9 protein-coding genes are annotated in these 19,743 nt (G+C 64.0%); 2 read left to right on the top strand and 7 right to left on the bottom strand.

The features are described from left to right. Window positions 1-867: 867 nt before the first annotated feature. The 7 genes from AWC18_RS17500 to AWC18_RS17470 all read right to left on the bottom strand — a co-directional run bounded on the left by AWC18_RS17500 (window position 868) and on the right by AWC18_RS17470 (window position 17,340). The gene (locus AWC18_RS17500; protein WP_070946675.1) at window positions 868-1,122 is read right to left on the bottom strand and encodes a hypothetical protein; all 255 of its coding nucleotides are present in this window, start codon (window positions 1,120-1,122) and stop codon (window positions 868-870) included. Window positions 1,123-1,277: 155 nt separating this feature from the next. Further along, complete coding sequence (locus AWC18_RS22080) at window positions 1,278-1,979, bottom strand: hypothetical protein (RefSeq protein WP_234806572.1); 702 nt, start codon at window positions 1,977-1,979, stop codon at window positions 1,278-1,280. A gap of 44 nt (window positions 1,980-2,023) precedes the next feature. After that, window positions 2,024-3,208 carry an McrC family protein gene (locus AWC18_RS17490; protein WP_085139565.1) on the bottom strand — a complete coding sequence of 395 codons (1,185 nt, stop codon included), beginning with the start codon at window positions 3,206-3,208 and terminating at the stop codon, window positions 2,024-2,026. Further along, window positions 3,180-5,456, bottom strand: a complete 2,277-nt coding sequence (locus AWC18_RS17485; RefSeq protein ID WP_085139564.1) for an McrB family protein — start codon at window positions 5,454-5,456, stop codon at window positions 3,180-3,182. The genes AWC18_RS17490 and AWC18_RS17485 overlap by 29 nt, the downstream gene beginning before the upstream one ends. Before the next feature lie 14 nt (window positions 5,457-5,470). Beyond that, the gene (locus AWC18_RS17480) at window positions 5,471-9,370 is read right to left on the bottom strand and encodes an Eco57I restriction-modification methylase domain-containing protein (RefSeq protein WP_085139563.1); all 3,900 of its coding nucleotides are present in this window, start codon (window positions 9,368-9,370) and stop codon (window positions 5,471-5,473) included. Then, a complete protein-coding gene (locus AWC18_RS17475) occupies window positions 9,367-12,183 on the bottom strand; it encodes a DUF8741 domain-containing protein (RefSeq protein WP_085139562.1) in 2,817 nt (938 codons plus the stop codon). Before AWC18_RS17475 ends, AWC18_RS17480 begins: the two co-directional genes overlap by 4 nt. Window positions 12,184-12,189: 6 nt before the next feature. Then, a complete protein-coding gene (locus tag AWC18_RS17470) occupies window positions 12,190-17,340 on the bottom strand; it encodes a DEAD/DEAH box helicase (protein WP_085139561.1) in 5,151 nt (1,716 codons plus the stop codon). A gap of 442 nt (window positions 17,341-17,782) precedes the next feature. Between AWC18_RS17470 and AWC18_RS17465 the strand changes: the two genes are divergently transcribed. Then, window positions 17,783-18,838 carry a ParA family protein gene (locus tag AWC18_RS17465; RefSeq protein WP_085139560.1) on the top strand — a complete coding sequence of 352 codons (1,056 nt, stop codon included), beginning with the start codon at window positions 17,783-17,785 and terminating at the stop codon, window positions 18,836-18,838. An 11-nt stretch (window positions 18,839-18,849) separates the two neighbouring features. Then, window positions 18,850-19,473: a hypothetical protein gene (locus tag AWC18_RS17460; protein ID WP_085139559.1), complete on the top strand. Its 624-nt coding sequence runs from the start codon at window positions 18,850-18,852 to the stop codon at window positions 19,471-19,473. Window positions 19,474-19,743: the final 270 nt, after the last annotated feature.

Here is a 19,743-nt window from a genome sequence, read left to right as displayed (position 1 = left end):
AGCCGACCTAAGAATCACCGCACGGGGTGGGTACTTTTATCTGGCCACCAGCGGGGACTTCCACTTGGCCATTGACAATGTCACCTGTTCGTGCAGCAGACCCCAGCGCCAGCACGTTTGCGATGATCGTCTGGCACGTGCATGTTTGATGCTGTTGTGCGGCAGCCCTGAGACTCATCGGATACCGTCATAGCGGTGAGCAAGCCCGGACGCACACCCCGTCTCTGCAATCTGAAGAACCCAGCCCACAACGTCGAGACGTGCCCGCGCTGCCAGTGGTTGCTCCGCAGCCCGGAAGCTCGGAAAAACCTTCGCGAGAAGAAGAAGTCCGATCGACGCGCGGAGAAAGAATTTGCGGAGAAGCGGAAACCGATCCGGGTCGTGCAAGGCGGGCTAGGGTCCGGCAGCAAGTAGACAGACGTCCTGCGCGTCGATTGCCCTTCCGACAACGCGGGGTCCACCGAGAGGACGAGTCTTTCAGCTAACGGTGCCTACGCCCTGATGAAGGCAGGCCACCGCTGACGGTGCGCACGCTGTACTCGCCCTCACTGGGCGGCGGCGCCGCGTACGTCTTATTGGCCTGCCCGACGGGCCGGATCACGCCACCGCCGCCCGGGTTGAATCCGCCGGTGCACCGACGCTCGTTGTTCCACCGGACGCGGCCGCCTTCACCTCGATAGTGCGGCCCGAGCGTCCCGTCGTCGCGAACCGTAACGCGGTTGCCGCACTCGACGCACTCCGCACGCTGAGAGCGTCGCTTGGCCATCTCGTCTCCTAACCAATTCTCACGGCGCCTTTTTGGTCCCTTCGGGTCTGCGGGAGGCTGGCTGTCCCACCCGGTGCCAGTTCATCCCACCCGGTGCCAGTTCACGGGCGAACACGTAGACTCTCTGGTGGCGTCGGCGAGTTGATCGGGTTGCCGACGGGGATCCCCCGTGTGACGCAGCCGTCTGAGAACACGATCCAGACGCAGTCGTCAATGGGCATTTCTTCGGGATCGCACTCGCTGACGTACCAGAGGCCGCCGTGCATCGATCCGGCCGGAGCCTGGTGGGCCGTGTAGCAGTGCGGGCCCAGCCCACGCTCGGCCGCGACCGCCGCGGCCGCCTCGTCACGGTTCACGGGTCCTACCTTCCAAGCTCTCAACTAGCTGCGCATGTCTGCTTTGCAACGAACGGCGCCAGTATCGAATCTCGACCAATGGCCCCTTCGATCACGATAGGCATTGTGGCCGACAAACGAGGGATGCCCAATGCCCCGGATCTGCCGCCAACCATTTATTGATTGATCGCACGAGAGACTCGGTCCCCCACCGCCCATAGCTCGTCGGGATCGAGTCCCGCGACCGGCACCGCGCTCGCCCGGGCCGCTTCGTCCTGGCCCAACATCGACGCGATCTCGGCGAATCCGGGATCGCCCGTGACTCCAAAGTTTCCTTTCCAGCAGCCCGCTATCATCAGTTGGCCGTCCTTGATGGAAAGCTTGAATGGCGGGAACCGCCTACCGAAGGGGTAGACGAACACCGCCCCGCGGGGTCGCTTGCCGAACGTCAGCCGAGCGTGAGTTCCCTGAGCTTGGAGTTGGCCGTTGGCGTCGACCAGTTCGAGGAACCTCCGCAGAAATGCTCTGTCTCCCGGATCTTCGACAGCGGCAACGAACTCCTGCCGCGTCCACCCGCCTGGCTCCGTTGAGAAATCAGCCTCCGGGTAGCGCACAGGAGCGCCAGTACTCACGAGCCGACCGGTCAGCCAAGAACGAAGGTGGTCGACCTTCGCTTCCATGTGGTTGCCTATCGTGTCCAGGTCACCGTGTTCGCCCCGCTTAGTAGCGCTGACAATCGTGTCGTCGCCGCAATACTGGACTTCAATTCTGATGCGCCCCTTAATGAATGCGTCGGACTCATCTGTCGAGTCAACGTCCCACCCCGAGACGACCGCGGTGTCGACGGTGTCGAGTCGGGTGCTGGTTCCTTCTGGCAATGGTCAACCTCTCCTCATCGTTGTGGTGCCCAGTTTCTTGGCTGTCATCGTGCTCCGGCGACCGCCAGCGCGAGTTCGTCGACTTGCTGCAACAGCCCCGCCGGCGGCAACGCTAGGTCCAGGGCGTGGCAGTGCATCGTCACACCAGTGCGCTGCACTGTGTGGATGCTCACGGGTTCGTTGCCTTTGGCGTAGACCAGGTGGCCGTCGTCAAGTCCGAGAACGGTGCAGTAAGCCAGCATTTGGTAGAGATCGGCATTAGGGAAACCTTCGGGTCGCTCGGCCTTATATTTGGCGTCGACGACGGCGCGCACCGATCCGTTGCGGCGACAGAGCAGGTCGGGCCGCATGTCGACTTCTCTTTGGTCGTCGAGATGCAACGCCGCTTGTGTCGTGCATCGCCAACCGTGGCCGGTGAGGGATTCGTTCAGTGCAGTGGTGACAAAGTCTTCGAAGATTCGCCACATGTCGAACATGTAGCCCGTAACGGTGACGCCGCCCAGATGGTGCTCGAACGATTCGGCTGCCAAGACGATTTGGGCCAGCCGCAGTGCCGTCTGGTAGCGGGCGTTGAGGCGGCTGGGCTGCCAGGCCGGCAGCGCGGAGCCACGTGTCGGCACCGAGACGTCAGCCAGGGTGCGCCGCAGTCGCAGCAGCAGCAGCCGTGCGGTTTCGCTGACACGTGGCACTGTCAGCAGCCGCATCGTCGCCATTGCGAGCAACTGGTTCTCGGGGATGTCGACGGTGAAGTCGTCGTACTCCACGGCCAGCGGGACGGGAAGCCCGTAGAGTCGGCTCATCTGCTCACCGGCCAGGACTCGCCCACGCAGCACCGGCAGCACGTCGGCGATCCTGCGGTATCCCTGCAGTAGCCCCTGCTCGACGGCGCGGGTGGCCAATCGGGCAAATGCCTCGGCGACGCCCGGAATGAGTTCGTCGGCGCCGACCAGACCGATAGGGTCATCGCGCCAGATCGCCGGGTTCTGGGCGTAACCGAGCAGGAACAGCAGACGGTTCAGGTCGGTGATCTTTGGCCGCACGATCAGCGGGCGATCCCCGATAACCACTGCGCCCACTTTTCGACCCGCTGCAACCTCGTAGATGCCTTCGGTGGGTGTCAGCGTGACCGTCACGATCCCCAGCGCGGTCAACGCGCAATACTCCGTGCCGCTCAGGGACACCGAAAGGGCGGGGCCGCCCTCAGTAAGGATCAGCGGTGCTGGACTCATCGTCGCCCGGTTCGGTATCCAGTCCCAAGCCGTCGCCATCGGTGGCCGCCGCTGTCGAGGCCAGGCTCTTGGTCAGCGCGTCCAGACCATAGCGGCTGTGGACATCAACGGTGCGTTCGCCGTAGTGGTGTTCTTCGAGTAGGGGAAGAATATCGGTGCGCCACATGAGCTTCAGAGCTGCGCCGGTGAGGTCGCCAGCGAGCCGGTCTCTCATGAAATAGGACGGTCCGATCTTGAAGTCGGAGTCGCTGATGCGGTTGTTCAGTTCGTCGTGCAGGTCAGCGAGTGTCATCGGGAACCCTTTGGCGGCCAGCCAACTGCGCAAGATCCCGTTGGTCGGGGCTTCCGACGGGTGCAGCGGCAGGAACGCGAACCGGCGTCGCAGGGCCGCGTCGACTAGCGCGATGGAGCGGTCGGCAGTGTTCATGGTGCCGATGACGTAGATGTTCTTGGGCAGCGAGAACGGTTCTGCGCTGTCTGAGGAGTACATCAAATCGATGGCCTGGTCGCGGTATTCGAGCAGGAAGTACAGTTCGCCGAAGATCTTCGGCAGGTTGCCGCGGTTGATTTCGTCGATGATGAGGACGAATACCGCGTCGGGGTTGTCGACGGCCTTGTCGACCAGGGACCGCAGCGGTCCGGCTTTCAGTGTGAATCCGATCTGGCCGCCGGCCTCGCCCTGGGGGCGGAAGCCCTCGAAGAAGTCCTCGTAGGAGTAGGCGGGGTGGAACTGTACGAACTTGATGTTCGCTTCGTCGGTGATGTGGCGAGCCAGCTTCTGGGCGATGTAGGTCTTCCCGGTGCCCGGCGGGCCGTAGAAGATGAGTTGGCGGCGGTCACGGAGCAGCTCGACGCAATCTTGTAGCCAATTGATTCCCACGTGGAGTTGTTGCGCCAGTTCGGCGGTGGCGTCGGGCAGATGCACGTCGCCGTGCGTCGGCCTCGGCGGTCTGCGCTCGGCCAGGGCGGTCAGTGTCTCCAGGTGTTGGCTCAGGTCGAGAACCTCGCCTTGAGCGTTGAGACGGACGGCGACGTCGCCGGGTAGATCCGCCACCCGACACGGATGCTGGTACCACTTCACTGAGCGGCGGAGGTTGGAACGTCCGTCGCTGCTAGTCACGAAATAGGGGTCACCGGTGATGGTGCCGAAGTGGACGTCGCCCTGACTGATGGTGACGACGAGGTCGCCGGGGTGCATTCGTTTCAGGAATGCGTAGAACTCGTCGAACTTCTCTTGCCGCGCCGCATACCCCGATGATCGGTAGTCTTCGTCGACGAATGCCTTGAGTTCTTCCCGAGTGACGTCGGGGTCGACCGGTCGCAGCAGGCTCGCCGCCAACGACAATGATTGCTTCTCGCGCCAGACCGGGATCATGTCCTGGCCTTTGACGTTGGAGCCGTGCACCTTCCAGGCGTGCTGAACATCCGGTGTCGGTTCGGGCTTCGGGGGCGTGCCTTTCTCCCACTTCGCTTTCCATTCGGGTGAGTAGAGGTCGACGTGGCCGCCCTCGGCGTCCACCAACGCTTCGTAGATGCGGGCCAGGTCGATGTCGACGTCGCCGGATGGACTGTCAAGGTAGTCGGCGGCCAGGCCGTCGCGCATGGTGGTGCGGTGGGCGTTGCTGACCACCGGCAGGAAGAAGTGCGGAAAGGCCAGATAGAGCAACGATTGTCGTTGTGCGGCTTGGCCGGTCGGCACCGTGTCGATCTCATCACGAAAGATCAGCGGGTCGGCAAGCGCATCGGCGCGTCGGTCGTCGGGCAGCGCTTTGAAGTGCCTCGCGACCTCGATGAGGTAGCCGATCTGCGCCCATTTGTAGGAGGTGAACGCCTGGCCGCCGTGGAAGACACCGCCGCCGAGCAAGGCCTCCTCCACGTCGGCGGGTATAGCCACGGGCAGGCTGCTCATGTCCAGAACGTTCTTGATCTGCTTCACCTTCAGCAAGCCACCCATGTTGAGGATCGGCAGCACATTGAGGATGAGCACTTCAGCGAACAGCTGCGTCGCTGCGGGGGAAGTTTGGGCGAGTTGATGTTTCAGCTTGTCGAAGAAGTCGCCCGGACCCATGTCGGGCTTGTCGACATACTCCCGTTTGAGCTGCTCGAGATTCTGGACGCTCCAAACCGGCTCTCCGGGCGTCAGCAGTGAATCGTCTTTGCCCAAACCGCAATCGATGAGCCTCCGGCCGATTGCCTCGATTCTCGGCGCGGCCTCACGGGCGAACGTCCCCACTTCAACATCACTCATGTGTCGTTCCCCTGTCACCGCGCTGTCAGGTCATCGAACTGTGATTCATACGGCACGCCTGTGGCTTCCGCTTCGGCCATCGCGTCGTAGATCTCCAAGATCATGCGCTTCGTCCGGTATTCACCATGCGCGGCAATATCTTTGCGCCTTACGATGGCAAATGTCTCCATGATGTAGTCAACGTCATCGCGTTCGACGCCATAGAGGTGAAAGCAGAGGGCATCCAGTTCAGCTAGTCCGAAGGCTCGCGACTCCGACCAATCGCGCTGCAACCAAGCGACATGGCGGGCAACCCAGTCGCCAACTGAACGTCCTCCAGTCCAAACCGTGGGCTGGAATACCACCGCCGGTGAGGGCATAGGCAACTGCTTTACAACTGAGAACTGTAGGTGCATATTGCTAAGTTTCTGCCGAACAACAAAATCAAACGGAAACGACGAGAAGACCCCAGCGAAGGCCATTAGCGGCTGGCCCTGTAGGCCTAGCACGATGTCATAGTTTCCGCCGCCCGGAGTTGGCGGGACTAAACAGCCTATGGCAGTCCGGACATCCGTAGTACGTGCTATACCACGCCAAGCAAAGATGCTATCGAGCCCCCCGACACCGACCCGCTTGATTGACTCCGCCTCATCTACCCAATAGCGCGGCATGACAACGAAATCCGTGTCGTACTTTTCCTCCAACGTGACATCGCGGACGCTGCCGTCTCGCTCATAGGTTGCCCATCGGTGGTCGTAGTGGTGGATCATCTTCGCTTCGTAAAGCGGGAGCATCCGCTTCGTGCCTCGCTCGAAGATGTTGCCCTTGAGTTCCCACCCGTCACCTTCCAGCTCGTCGCGGGTTCGGAAGAGATGCGAGTCGCTAGTCATGTTGAAGAGCCCCTGCATGAACTTGATGCCCCAGAGGTTGCCGTCGGGATCATCGTCACGAACAAGGACGGGCACCCGTTTGTAGATACCGAGGGTGATCTCCGCGTCCCGGCGGCTGCGGAATATCGGGCAGGTACCTGTATTCGGGTTCAGGAGCGTGATCTCCTCGGGTGTGAGCGCGAACGTCGCGCCGGCGCGTTGCAGGTCGGTGGGGTCGTGGGCGAAGAACGCGAAGTTCGCGGCTGGTTCACTGCCGTCGCGGCCCACGAGAGTCAGCAGGCAGAACTTGAAGCTCCGGTGCACGCCCTCGAAGAGCGGTTTGGCATTCTCAAAGTCGTAAAGACTGGAAATCGACTGGTTCAGGACGAGATCCTTGAAGTAGTACTGCGTCGTCGCATCCGTGGCTATGCCGGTCGGAAGAATCATTCCGAACCGACCCTCACCCGCAAGCAGGTTGCGCCCCCCTTCGGCGAATAGTGGGTCCGTCTTTATGCGTCCACGGCCACACAAGGGATAGCGTCCCGCGTTGGCCGCAAAGTGGCGCATTCCGTCGAGGCGCCGCTTGTCAGCCTGATACGCCTGGCCAAGTGGTTCACCCGACTCGATCAACGCGGCGATGAGTCGCTTCCGCTTCGCACCTGCGGCTTTTGCGATCTGCGGGTCTCGTGTATCGAAGTATTCCTGTTCTTTGAGTTCGACCTGCTCCCAGGGCGGGTTGCCGATCACCACGGAGAACCCCCCTGCCCACCCGGTGGTAGCGTTGACGGAATCGCCTTTGCTTGGTGCGGTCGGGAAAATGTGCGGAAACTCCAAGTGCCAGTGGAAAAACCGGTATTCGGCGGCGAGTCGTTCGATCTCGGTGCGGCTGCGATCGTCGAGAGAGTCCTCGCCGTCAACGAGCCTGGTGATGGTGCGATGTGTAATCGCCTTGGGCGCAGCCAGTGTCTTCGGCCAGACGAAGGCGGCGCACCACGCGTCGGCTGCCAGTCGGTGGCGGCGGTAGTCGTCGGACTCGGCGTAGGCCTTTAGTCTCTGCTGTTGGACGTGAACGTCGGCCAGGGACAGTGCCGGCGCGGCCACCACCTCCTGGACCTTTTCACCCAGTTTTGTGTTGGCGGCCACCATGTCGATGTCGAACAGGCTGCCCTGCGCGCTGCGTTCGGCCTTGTTCTGCTTGGCCAGCGTGCTGGTGATCTTCTTGTCGTCACCCTCGATGGGCTTGAACGCGTCGTCGGGCAGGCCGTCGGCGAGCAGGCTCGGCGTGGCGCCGACCAACGCGTTGCCGACTTTGATCTGCGCGTCGAGGAAGGTTAGGGGGCGTCCAGGTTCGAGCGCTTCCATCCACAAGGACACTTTGGCGAGTTCGGCTGCCAGTGGGTTGACGTCGACGCCGTAGATGCATCGGCCGGCGACATCGCGCATCGCAGAGCGCACCGCTTCCGGGGTGGGTTCGGGGTCACCGGTGCGCAATGCGGCGATCCGTTTCGCGATGCGGCGCGCCGCGCCGACGAGGAAATGGCCGCTGCCACAAGCGGGGTCGCAGACGGTGACGTTAAGCAGCGCCTCGATCGCGTCGTCGGGGGACTTCTCGGCGTCGTCGAGGACCGGGTCTAGGGCGGTGTCCAACAGCGATTCGACCAGCGAGGTGGGGGTGTAGTAGGAGCCGGTGTCCTTGCGCTGGTTACCCGACGCGATGGACAGGGTGTAGGTCTTGGTCGCGGGATCCCAGGCCGGCACGAATTCCAGCAGGGCCTCGTAGATGCTGCCGAGTTCTTCCGCGCCGAGGTTGCGGTAGTCGACGACGCGCAGGATGTTCGACTTGGGTTCGCGGACCACCGACAGCGAGCGCACGGCCGACTGCAAGGCCTGGTTGCTCAGCGCGCAGTCGGAAAGGAAGTCCAGTTCCCCCTTTTCGAACAGTCCGCCGATGCCGCGCAGGCCCAGCTCGGGTAGTCCGTCGACGCTGCCTAGTGCCCGCCAGACCAGCGTCAGCGCTTGCCATTTGTCGCCGTAGCGTCCGCCGCGCCGGCGCCGCGACGTGCGCCGCAGCCGGTCGGTGGAGAAGTAGGTGGTGTAGCGCTGACCGGCCTCGGGTGTGGCCTGCGGGTCGAGGAGCGCCCCACGGTCCTCGGCGACGAAGGTGAACAGCATGCGGTAGGCCACCCGCAACAATGCGTGGTGGACGTCGTCAACCGACAGTCGCCCTTCTGCCAGGTCGTCGCGCAGTGCCGCGTTTTCCGGGTGGGCCAGGAACCCGGCGCCGAGGGTCTGCAGCGCGTCGATGACGCCGTCGCGCAGCAGGTTCAGGGCACGGGAACCGGTTTCGACCGCGTCTTGGCGCCATTGTTCGAGCCAGCACGATGCCGGCCCGACCTCGGGATCGCGTGCTTCCACGCGGGACACATGGCACAGCGTGTACAGCAGTAGGAAGTCGGCGAACAGGTCGCCGTCGAAGATGGCTTCCAGGTCGAACTCGACATAGGCAGAGCCGACCAGCGAGGTGGAGTCGCGCAGTAGGCGCAATGTGGTGGCGTTGGCCAGGATCGCCCACAGATGCTGATCGGAGCGGTTCAGCAACTCCTGCACCATGGATTGCGGCGAGGCACCGGCCGCCCCTGCGACGCCCTTGCTGCGGGTGTCCAGTGGCACTCGGCCCAGCAGATGGATCGGCACACCGCCCCAGACGTGGGAGACGGGGTGGTGGTGTTCGCCGACGGTGATGCCGCCCTTGCCGGTGGTGGGTACGCGGCCGTAGCCGAGCTGGTCGAGCACCACCAGCAGGAACCGCTCCCGGGTCAGCGACGTCGCCGCGTCGGTCTCCGGCAGATCCTGGAGTACTTGGCGATATGTCGCCCAGGCGCCGCGCAGATAGGCCCATACCCGGTTGGCGGCCTCTCGGACGGATTCACCCGCCGGTAGGTGGTAGTCCGCGGAGGTCAGCCCCGGCAGGTCGGTACCGGTGGCCAGTTTGGCGAGCAGGTCGGCGGGCAGCAGCCCGCCCTGGATGCGGATGCCGACGAATGTCGCTGCCGCCTCGCTGCTCACTTGGTGCCTCCCGTCGGGGGAACGAAGACGAACACACCCAGGATGTCGGCGACCGGTTCGACGGTGACCTTTAGCCCGCGGACGACGTCGGCGGAGGCTTGACGCACCCTGCGGTGTGATTCGAGGAGTCGTTTGGCCAGCATTTCGCCGTGCTCCTCGAGATGGTCGCGCACGTCGTCGAGTCCGTCGAGGCTTCGGTTGAGGAACTGTTGTGCCTGTGGGTGTGGCACGTTGCCTGACGGGGTGGCGTCCAGCAGTGGGGCGACTGCTGTGGGTTCGAGCCAGTTCGCCTGTGCGGGTGCGCCTTCGAACGCCCGGGTGGCGACGTCCTCTGCCACCAGTTGCCGGGCACCCGAGCGGGACGGCAGTTCGAGGTGAAAGCGATAACGCACCAACAACAATGTCGTCCGGGTGGTCACTGCGTTCGTCCGGACCACGGCGCAGCGGCGTGCCGGTCGCTGTTCGGCGGGAAGTTCGGTGTCCAGCGCGGATTCCAGAACGTAGTTGGCGATGGCCTCGACGCTGGCGTCGGTGCGGTTGAGCACAGCCTCGCCGCGGGCCACCGGCAGATCTGAGGCGAACACCAGCGGGTCACGCCGGTCGGGGGGAAGGGTGTCGCGCAGGCCGAGCGGCAGCGGTGCCAGCGTGGCGGTGAACCCGGCTTCCGTTGTGGTGCAGGTGGATCGCAGCGCCTTCAATGTATGTCGGGTGAAGTCGGCGACTTCGGCGCCGGTGCCCAGGGCAGCACGGGATTCGCGCAACTCGGCGGAAACTTCCTCGGGCTTGATCCCGTGTTGGGCGTATTTGGTCTTGGCGACGCGTTCCCGTTCGGCCGCCGAGTCCCATTGGGTGTAGAGGTCGTTCTGCTTTTCGGTGATGTCGAGTTCGAGGCCGAGTTGTTCGGCGTCGCGGCCGCGTAGCAGCAGTCCCTCCATGAGGGCCTCGACCACGGCGTCGCTGCTGTCGGGGACGGGCACGGACACGCCGGTCGCCTTGCGGATCGCTTCGTGCTTGCGCAACAAGACTTCCAGGACGATGCCGTCGATCTGGTTGTCACGCCCGTAGAGAGTGACCGCGCGCACGGTTTGGGCCCGTTGTCCGAACCGGTCCACGCGGCCTTCACGTTGTTCGTGGCGGGTGGGGTTCCAGGCCAGGTCGTAGTGGATGACGGCCTGGAAGTTCTCTTGCAGGTTCACCCCTTCGGACAGACAGTCGGTGGCGACCAGGACGTGACGGCCCGGCGTGGCGGCGAGTTCCTCGATCCTGGTGATGCGTTCGTCCGCTGGCAGGCTGCCGGTCACCGCACGCACGGTGACGTTCTTGCCGAGTGCGGAGTCCAGGTGTTCGGCGACGTATTCGGCGGTGTCGATGAAGCGGCAGAAGACAATCGGGTCGCAGCCGTCGGCCTGGACTTCCTTGACGATCTTGATAAGTGCGGCGATCTTGTTGTCGGGCTTGCCTTCCAGCTTCTGAGCGTCGGCCAGGAAGCCGCGCAGCCGTCGGGACTTCGCGTCGGTCTGCCCGGAATTGGCGTCCGCGCCGGGGGTGGTGTCGGCGGCTTCCAGTGCTTCGTCTTCGGGTTGGTCCAGCACGATGGCCCGGCCGATGGCGTCCGCTTCCTCCGGCGAGTCGGTGGCCGCGGCCGCAGCGCGGGTGCGCAGCGTCTGGGCGGCGGCGCGCGGTGAGGAGGCCAGCGCGCGCAGCAGCGCCAGTGCCGACCACCAGTTCACCCGCCGGGCCAGTCCGCCGTCGCCGCTGCGCACTGTTTCTCGGGCGTAGTCCAGCACCTTGGTGAACAGGGCGTCGTATTCACGGCTGAGGGTGTAGGGCACTTCGGTGGTGAGCCGGTCCTTCGGGAACGGCGTGTCCTCGTCGAGGTAGCGGCGAATGTCGGCACGACGGCGCTGGACGAAATGGCGGGCCAAGGTTTCGCGGCCGCGGCGGTCTTCGAGGTCCACGGTGGCCAGTTGCGGGTCAAGCAGGCCGAGCAGGTTGCGGAACGCTTCCTCTTTGCCGCTGTGCGGGGTGGCGCTGGCCAGGATCAGGTGCCGGGACCGGTCGGCGGCGAGGTCGCGCATTAGTTCGTAGCGTTGGGTGCGTCCCGACCCCGACGAGGTGGAATCGGCGACACAGGTGTGCACTTCGTCGACGATCACCAAGTCCGGGCAGGTGCGCAGGAACTCGTGGCGACGCCGGGTGCTTTTGATGAAGTCGGTGGAGATGACGGTGATCGGGTAGCGCTCGAAGATCGACTCGGCGCCGACCAGCCCGCGTTCGAGTCGTTTGACGGTGCTGGGCAACACCAGTTCGGCTTCGAACCCGAACTTTTCGCGCAGTTCGCTTTGCCACTGCTCGGCCAGCGCAGGGCTGCACAGCACGGCCAAGCCCCGGGCGTCACCCACTTGCAGCAGTTCGGCGGCGATGAGCGCGGCTTCGATGGTCTTGCCGATACCGACGTCGTCGGCGATCAACAGCCGAACGACGTCCTGGCGTAGTGCCATCATGAGCGGCACCAGTTGGTAGGCGCGCGGTTCGACGGCGATGGAGGCCAGGCTTCGGAACGGCCCTGCGGTGGAGCGGAATCCGATCCGCAGTGCGCTGCGCAGCATGGACGCGCTCAGGTGATCGCCGATATCGTCGGGCACCGGTGGGGGGAACGTCGCGGCGGTCACGCCCTCGCTGACGAGTACGCCGGCGATGTCGTCGTCGATGCCCCCGAGGGGACGCAGGACCAGGAAGTCGTCGGTGCTGTCGGGCAGCACCACCCACTCGCGACCCCGCGCCGTTACCAGATTGCCCGGTGCGAAACCCATTGCCCGCTATCTCCCTTCACCGAATGCGTAGGCATGCTGGCGAATCTTGCTCACCCAGTCCTCGCCGGCTTTCAACCGCAGTACTGACCACCCGATGTCGATCAGGGCGTCCTCCACATCCCCGGCATCGGCCGGGGTCTCTTCCTCGACGAACACCGCCAGCGCCGCATCGTCGGAGCGGTAGACGAAGTCCGGGCGCACAGTGGTGGACTCGATCGGCTCCCGGACTCCGTCGGGCAGAGCGAAGTCGTGTTCGACCAGCAGATCGATGAAGTCGCGTTCCAGTTGCGATGCGAGCTGTTCTTGGATCTGGTCGATGCGCTCACCCGTGGGGGCTGCTGCGACAGTCGGCGATGTGGTCGCTTCCGCGAGTTCCATCAGTAGGTCGCGGATCGCGTGACGGTCGATGTGCTGATGGTCGGTCTGGTTGCCGTACGACAGCAGACAGTCGTAACACGCCTTTTCGCAACGCTCCCGTGCGCCGTCGGCTTGGCCGGCGTCCGTGCCGTCGGGGTGGAAATGGGCGATGTCGAGGGCTTTGCGGGCTGCCTGCGCCAGCGCGCCAGGCTCGGAATGGAGCCGGCGCAGCACACCGGCGCCGCCCTCCGCTGACTCGGTGAACAACATCCGAGCCCGCCCGTCGTTGTCCGGTAGCGCCTCGCTGGACAACTCCGAATCCTCCAATTGGAACTCGGCTTCCACGCCGCGTTCCAGCGCGTAGCGCAGGGTCGCTGCCACCTCGTCGCTGACCGGGCGGGCCAGCCGGAACACCAGGATGTTGCGGGTGTCCTCGACGTAGGGGATCACCTTCTGCTTTGACGGCGCGTCGGCCGCATCCTCCAGCTCATCCTCCTGCGGAGTGACGTCTCCGGCTTCCCGTTCGGAGAGCCACTCCCCCTTCACGGTGTCGAGCCAGTAGCCGAGATCGCCGGGATGCTTGCGTCGGCGCCGGCCGACGTTGGTCACGCGCACTGTCGCGGTGTCCCCGTAGCTCAACGTCGCCAAGGCCGTCGCATCGTTACCGCCGCCGGATGCGACGGTGGCGTCGAGGCGGCCGGTGCGGGGGCCGTGCTGGCTGAATCGGTAGGACGTGTGTAGCTCGAAGCCTGCGCGGCGGCGTTCTTCCTCGTCGCTGGAGATTCGTTCGCGGCGCCGGGTGAATACCGTCTGCATCCGCATCAGCCCGTACTGGGGTACGCCCAGCGCGCCACCGCAGTGCTCGCAGACGTCCAGGCCCGCTCGACGCACGTGGTGGTAACCGCACGACTCGCACCGGTAGGCGTCCTGTGTTTCCACGGTGCCGATGCCGCCCGATGCCATCGGTACCTGGATTCGCTTGACCACGTAGCGGGCGCCCTCGTGGTAGATGATCGCGCCGGGTCCGAACTCGCTGATGGCCAAGAACCGTGGGCGCTGCAGGTAGTTGCCGCCGTCCCCGCGGCCCGCGGATCCGCGCACGCCGGGGATGTATGCGGCCAGCGGTAGGCGCGGGAAGCTGTATCCCGGCAGGAAGCCTTCGGATGCGAAGTATCGGTAGGTGTAGAAGTCGGAGTGCATTCGGTCGGTGTCCTCGTTACGGAGCAAGCGAAGCTGACCTTCGGCTTCCCGGCGTCTCGCTTCTGCGGCGTCGCGCGATCGGCGGTTGACCGAGACGTCGAGCACTATGCGGTTTTGTTCCTGCTGGTCATCGAGGGCCGACTGGTACAGCTCGCGCCAACGGTTGCAGGCGTCGTCGAAAGCCTTTGGGGCGCCGCCGATGATGGCGTGTGACCACTCGTCGTGCCACCACGCGGTGGCGCGTAGTTCTTCGGCGAGTTCGGCGATCAGTTGGCGGGCCCGCCCGGTTGCGCGGCGCACCGCGTCGGGATTGTCGAGGGCCTTCTTCAGGTCGCCGGTCAACGGCATGCCGGGTTGGTCGATGTCGAGCAGGTCAGGCATGCGGGACCGCAGGTTGGCCCCGGTCTCCGACAGCCACAGCGCATGCAGATGCGAGGCCAGCAATGCTTCGTTGGTGAGATCGAGCCGGGGTGCCGCTACCGAGCCGGCAACCATGTCGGCGGATCGCCGGAAGTAGTACTGGTCGTGGGCGTTTCCGGTGGCGCAGTATGTGGTCACCAGGGCGGGCTGGCCTGAGCGGCCAGCTCGGCCGCTGCGCTGGGCATAGTTAGCCGGCGTGGGCGGCACATTGCGCAGTCCGACGGCGTTGAGGCTGGCGATATCCACGCCCAGTTCCATCGTCGGTGAGCAGTACATCACCTTGAGGTCGCCTCGGCGGAATTGCTTTTCGCGTTCCTCGCGGTCCAGCGGTGACACCTGGGCGGTGTGCTCGCGGGCGTACATTCCGGTCAGCTGGGGCGCGATGTTTCGATACAGATCTAGGAAGAACGGGTTGACCCGGGTGCCTTGTTCGGGATCGAAGCCCTTCCGGAGCGGGTCGGGAGCCCCTGACACACCGTCGCCGGGATACCAGATGACCGCCGATGCCTTGAGTCGGTAGTTGGGTCCGGGTAGCCGGGGCAGTTCGATCGCGGTCAGCAGTCCGGCTTTTTCGAGGGTGGCCAGTACATCTTCGATCACCTTCTGCGCGTCGCCGGTGTCCAGCGGGTCGCCGTCGGCCGTCAATCCGCTCGCTTCCCGGATGTATCGGCCCAACGCCGAACGTCCGGTGAGTCGGACGTCGGCGCGAGGCCGTCCCGGAGCGCCTGACTGCGTGGACACCACACCGGGTCGCGGTCGCGGCTCACGCGGCGGGATCGCCCATAGTCCGCTCAGGTGTTGGTCTGACTGTCTTCTGATCCGGTCGAACCCGTCATCCGTCAGGCACTCGACATCCACGGCGAGTTCTCGGCGGAACTCGTCGAGCACGATGCGGCACAGTTCTTCTCGTTCACCGGCCCGCGCGTCGCGAAGGGGTGGGTAGGCCGATGACCACAGCACGGTGTCAGCGGCGATCTCGGTCAGTGACTCGTAGCCGATGCGTAGCAGGCCGGTCTGCTCGAGGTTGGGCATGGTGACCCGCCAGCCCCGCTGCAGGTCGGTGTACAGGCGGTATTCGATGAACTCCTTGAACGCCCGTTGCGCCGAACTTCTCGCCCCGTAGACCGCTTCCGGGTTGGCCGCATAATCCTCGAACTGCAGACCGAGGCTGTCCACGACACGTTCGGCGGCGTCATCGTGCCGCAACGCGCTGCGCTGCACGGCCTGGTTCAACGCGCCGCGCAGCTGTGTCATTTGTACGAAGTCGTTGAAGTGCCCGGCCTGCAAGCTGGCGTCCTGCCGGTTGTCGACGAATGTCAGCAGCTTGCGGCTGGAGGCGGTCAGCTCGGCTTCGGGAATTTTGTTGAGGGCACGCACTATTGAGGTGCTGAGGACTGAGACGGCGGAGCTTCGCCCTTCGGCATCTAAGGTCGCGAGTTTCGCGAAGTCGCTGCCGCGGGCCTGCTCGTAGGACACCTTGCAGCGCAGGCAGAACCGGAACGGGGCCGGAACGAAGGCCGCGTCGGTCCCGCCGGATGTCACTTCGGTGCCGGTGGTGTCGACACGGACACGGTGGGGCAGGTACGGGCGGCGACGGTCCGCGACGGTTCCGTCCACGAGCCACGAGTCCGGCAGCCGTCCCTCCGGCAGCGGGTCGACGGGCCACGGCTGAGCTGTCGAGATGTAGAGGTAGCCGTTGGCCTGGTCGCCGCCACTGGCGTCGCGGTCCCGGCGCGGACGGTAGGAAACCGTTGATCCTTCAGTGGTTTTCGCAACCACCAGATACTCCTGTCCGCATTCCCGGCAGAACGCCAGCGGCATCAGCAGATCGGCGGGGCGGTCGGGCACGGTGACCTGGTACTGGGAGGTGATGTGACGCCGTGCCTCGCGTTCAATCGAGACGTACACGGTGTCGCCCTTGGACAGGAACTGGTGCAGCCGGAACGCGAACAGCGGACGGTTAGTGACCGGATGCTTGGCCGCCGAGCCGGCCAGCAGCGTGGTGCGAATCGCCTGCTCGCATTCGTCGACCGTCGTCCCGGTCAAGTCTGCGAGCCGGGCCGCGGTGTCGCGGACCTTGGCGGGAGCTTCGCGGATGATGCGGCCCGTTTCTTTCTCGGTGGCCAACCCGAATTTGATCTCGATCCACGTAGCCAGAGGTGACCTCGCCAGCGTGTCGTAGTCGCCGGTGGCTCCGCCCTGGCGAACTTCCCGACGCAAACCGTCGGTGTCGTCCGGATCGCCGGCGGTGGCGCGGTCGAGCGTTTCTCCGATAACGCGTTCAGCGGTGACCTCGGCGCCGAAGAGGGCTGATGCAACCTCGGCCACCACCCGACGTTGATCCTCGGCTGTCCCCGCGCTGGCCATGGTCGCCGACGTGCCCACGCATTGCAGGTCCGGTGACTGGCAGGCGTCACGCACCCGTCGGACCAGCATCGCGACGTCGGCGCCCTGGCGACCGCGGTAGGTGTGCAGTTCGTCGAGCACCAGGAAGTGCAGGCCCTTGGCGGCTTCGACCAGTTTGCGGCGCTCTTCGGGCCGGGTGAGCATCAGCTCCAACATGACGTAGTTGGTGAGCAGGATGTCCGGCGGGTTGCGCAGGATGGCTTCGCGCTCTTCGCCCTGCTCTTGACCCGTGTAGCGGGCGAAGGTCACCGGTTCATTGCCCTCGCCGTAGCCGAAGCGCAGGAACTTCTCCAGTTCGCCGACCTGGCTGTTGGCGAGTGCGTTCATTGGATAGACGATGATCGCCTTCACGCCCCGCTCGCGGGGTTCTTGGCGCAACACCCGGTCGACGATGGGCACGATGTAGGCCAGAGACTTGCCCGAGCCGGTACCGGTGGTCAGGACGTAACTCTTGCCCGACCGCGCAATCTCCACCGCCTCACGCTGGTGGCGGTGCAGGGTGATCGGTTGTGCACCAGCATCGTCCATCCGCTGCTTCGGCCGAAAGATGGTCGAGCACTCTTGGTCGAGAAGGCCCTCGGCAATGAGGTCGTTGATCGATCCGCCGGAGGCGAACATCGGGTTCAGTGACAGCCACGGCTCCGGCCACTGCTTGCCCTCGGCGAGTTCCTCCTGGACATGCTGGTGGATGCGCGGGTCGAGCGGAACCACCTCGCTGGTCGTGAACGAGCGATAGTCGTCGATCAACTCCCGATGCACGCGAAAGACGTCCACAGCCCTCCCTCTGGGTCCATCTGGCAAAGCCGGTGCCTAGTGCCGATCGGAAACACGAGCGCACCGAAGTGGGTAGTAACCCGTGCATGAACCGGCTCGCGATGCACCTTAGCCCCGGCGACTGTTCCCACCACGCCGATTGGACTTTGCCAAGCACGGTCTCGACGTTCGGATCTAAACACCTCGCGGCAAACATACCGGCGTGCGCCGACATTATCCGCTGTTCCAGTGCCTTCCTCTGTTCCAGTGCCTTCCTCTGTTCCAGTGCCTTCCTCGTGCTTCGCTCGGAGCAATGCGGACCTCGGTGGCCGCTCTGCCGGGCCCTCCGCCATGTCGCGCACGCTCTGGCGCTTGTTGGCCGAGAGCTTGGCGTACGTCACGAGTTCTACGCTGAGGCGATCCGGTCCCGCGAACGGTCGTGGGCAACTGCAAGAATCGCCCCATGGCACGTGATGGCAAGCTCACGACGATCGCCCTGTTCAACCACAAAGGTGGCGTCAGCAAGACGACCACCAGTTTTAACCTCGGGTGGAAGCTTGCCGAGCAAGGCCACACCGTTGTGCTCGTCGACGCCGACCCGCAGTGCAATCTGACCGGCATGGTTACCGGCTTTACGGAACTGGCCGATATTGAGGCCATTGTGGAGCGCGGTACGTTCTACTCGGGCCTCACACCAGCATTCGAAGCGCAGCCCCGCGAGGTAAGTGCGGTACCGCTGTTCAGCGTCGAGGCCCGTCCAGGACTCCACCTCTTACCCGGTGACATCCGCCTCGCTGAGTACGAAAACACCCTAGGCATAGCGCAAGAGCTCAGCGGCTCAATCCAGGCGCTGAAGAACCTCCCGGGTAGCCTGTCCTTCCTCGTAGGGAGAACGGCTGCCTCGGTCGAAGCCGACTACGTGATCGTCGATCTGAGCCCTGGACTTGGTCCGATAAACCAGAATCTGGTGTCCACTTCGGACTATGTGATCCTTCCGACGGCTCCCGACTTCTTCTCCGTCATGGCCATCGACTCGATATCGCGAGTGTTGCCCCGATGGAAGCGGTGGGCCGCGCAAGCATTCGAAATGCCGATTCTCAGTAGCGCCGCATATCCGTTTCCCGAGCCTGGGATGCGGGTGCTCGGAACAGTCGTTCAGAAGTACCGGCCTAGGGGCGGGCAGCCGGCTGCCGCCTTCCAGAAGTGGATTGATGAGATCAACGGCGCCGTAAAAAGTCGTCTCGTGCCTGCGCTAAAGGACGGTGGACTGCTACTTTCTGAATCCCGATACGCTGCCGCCGGGGTGTCTATGGACGACCTATGCCTCGCTCAGATTGCTGAGTTCAATAGCCTCATTGCGAAGTCCCAGGAGAACTGCACCCCTGTTTTCGCATTGACGGAAGAACAGCTAGGGGGAACTGGTTCTGTGCTCGAAAACTGGACTGAATCTCGCGATTCCTTCGACAAGCAGTTCGCTGACCTCACCGACAAAGTCACCACGATGATCGAGGCTGACTGACCTTCGCAAACATGCCTAAACGGGAACTCGACTTGTTCGAGCAGAGCCTCACCCGAGCCCGGGACATGATGGGTCTAGCGTCTTCGCTGAACAACTCCACCTCCGGGGCGATGGACCTGTCGGATATCCACCGCGCAGCTTTCGTTCAGGGCGTGAGCGCGTTCGACACCTTTGTCCACGAAGAGATCCGCGTGCGGATCCTCGACATCTTCTCGTCGGGTTCGCCCTTACCCAAAGCCCTGCAGAAATTCAAGGTGTCGCTGGCATCGGCACAGATCGCAGTGTCTGGCTCTGACCTCGGCTGGCTGGAGACAGAGATTCGCGAACAGCACTCTCTGCTCAGCTTCCAAAAGCCCGACAAAGTTGCCGATGCAGTACGTTTGGTCAGCGACGTGCAGTTATGGAAATCGCTCGCTGACCATCTCGGCCAAGGTGCCGTGGGCGGGGAATCAGGCGATCTAATCCTCAAGCGGCAACTGGCGCTGATAGCGGATCGTAGAAACACCATCGTGCATCAGTCCGACCTTGATCCGACGCCACCAGGCGACGAACTGTATCCGATGACACAAGCCACGGTCGAAGACGCACTAGCGTTCCTTGACCGAATCGCACGAGGAATCCAAGCCGTTACGTGAGCAGCGAAGCGCTCATCGAGGCGAGGCGCGACCCGGCCGTCCGGTCAAGTTGTCGCGCCGCCGGCCCTGCGCGTTCGACCGGCTTTGTTGGGGAGTTACACCACCGCGTCCCGTGCACAGCTGACTCAGAGGACTCAAACATGCACCCCCACCAAACACAAAGGTCACGAACCCAAACGAGTTCGTGACCTAAGTGTTAACGACGGTTGAGAACCCGGCCAGTCGCGACGGTTGAAAAGTAGGCCACCCAATCAGATTGGATGGGTGATC

This window comes from Mycolicibacter nonchromogenicus, from assembly GCF_002101775.1.
GTDB lineage: Bacteria > Actinomycetota > Actinomycetes > Mycobacteriales > Mycobacteriaceae > Mycobacterium > Mycobacterium nonchromogenicum.
Note: the sequence above shows the minus strand (reverse complement) of the source record. Positions and strands in the feature narration are given on the sequence as shown.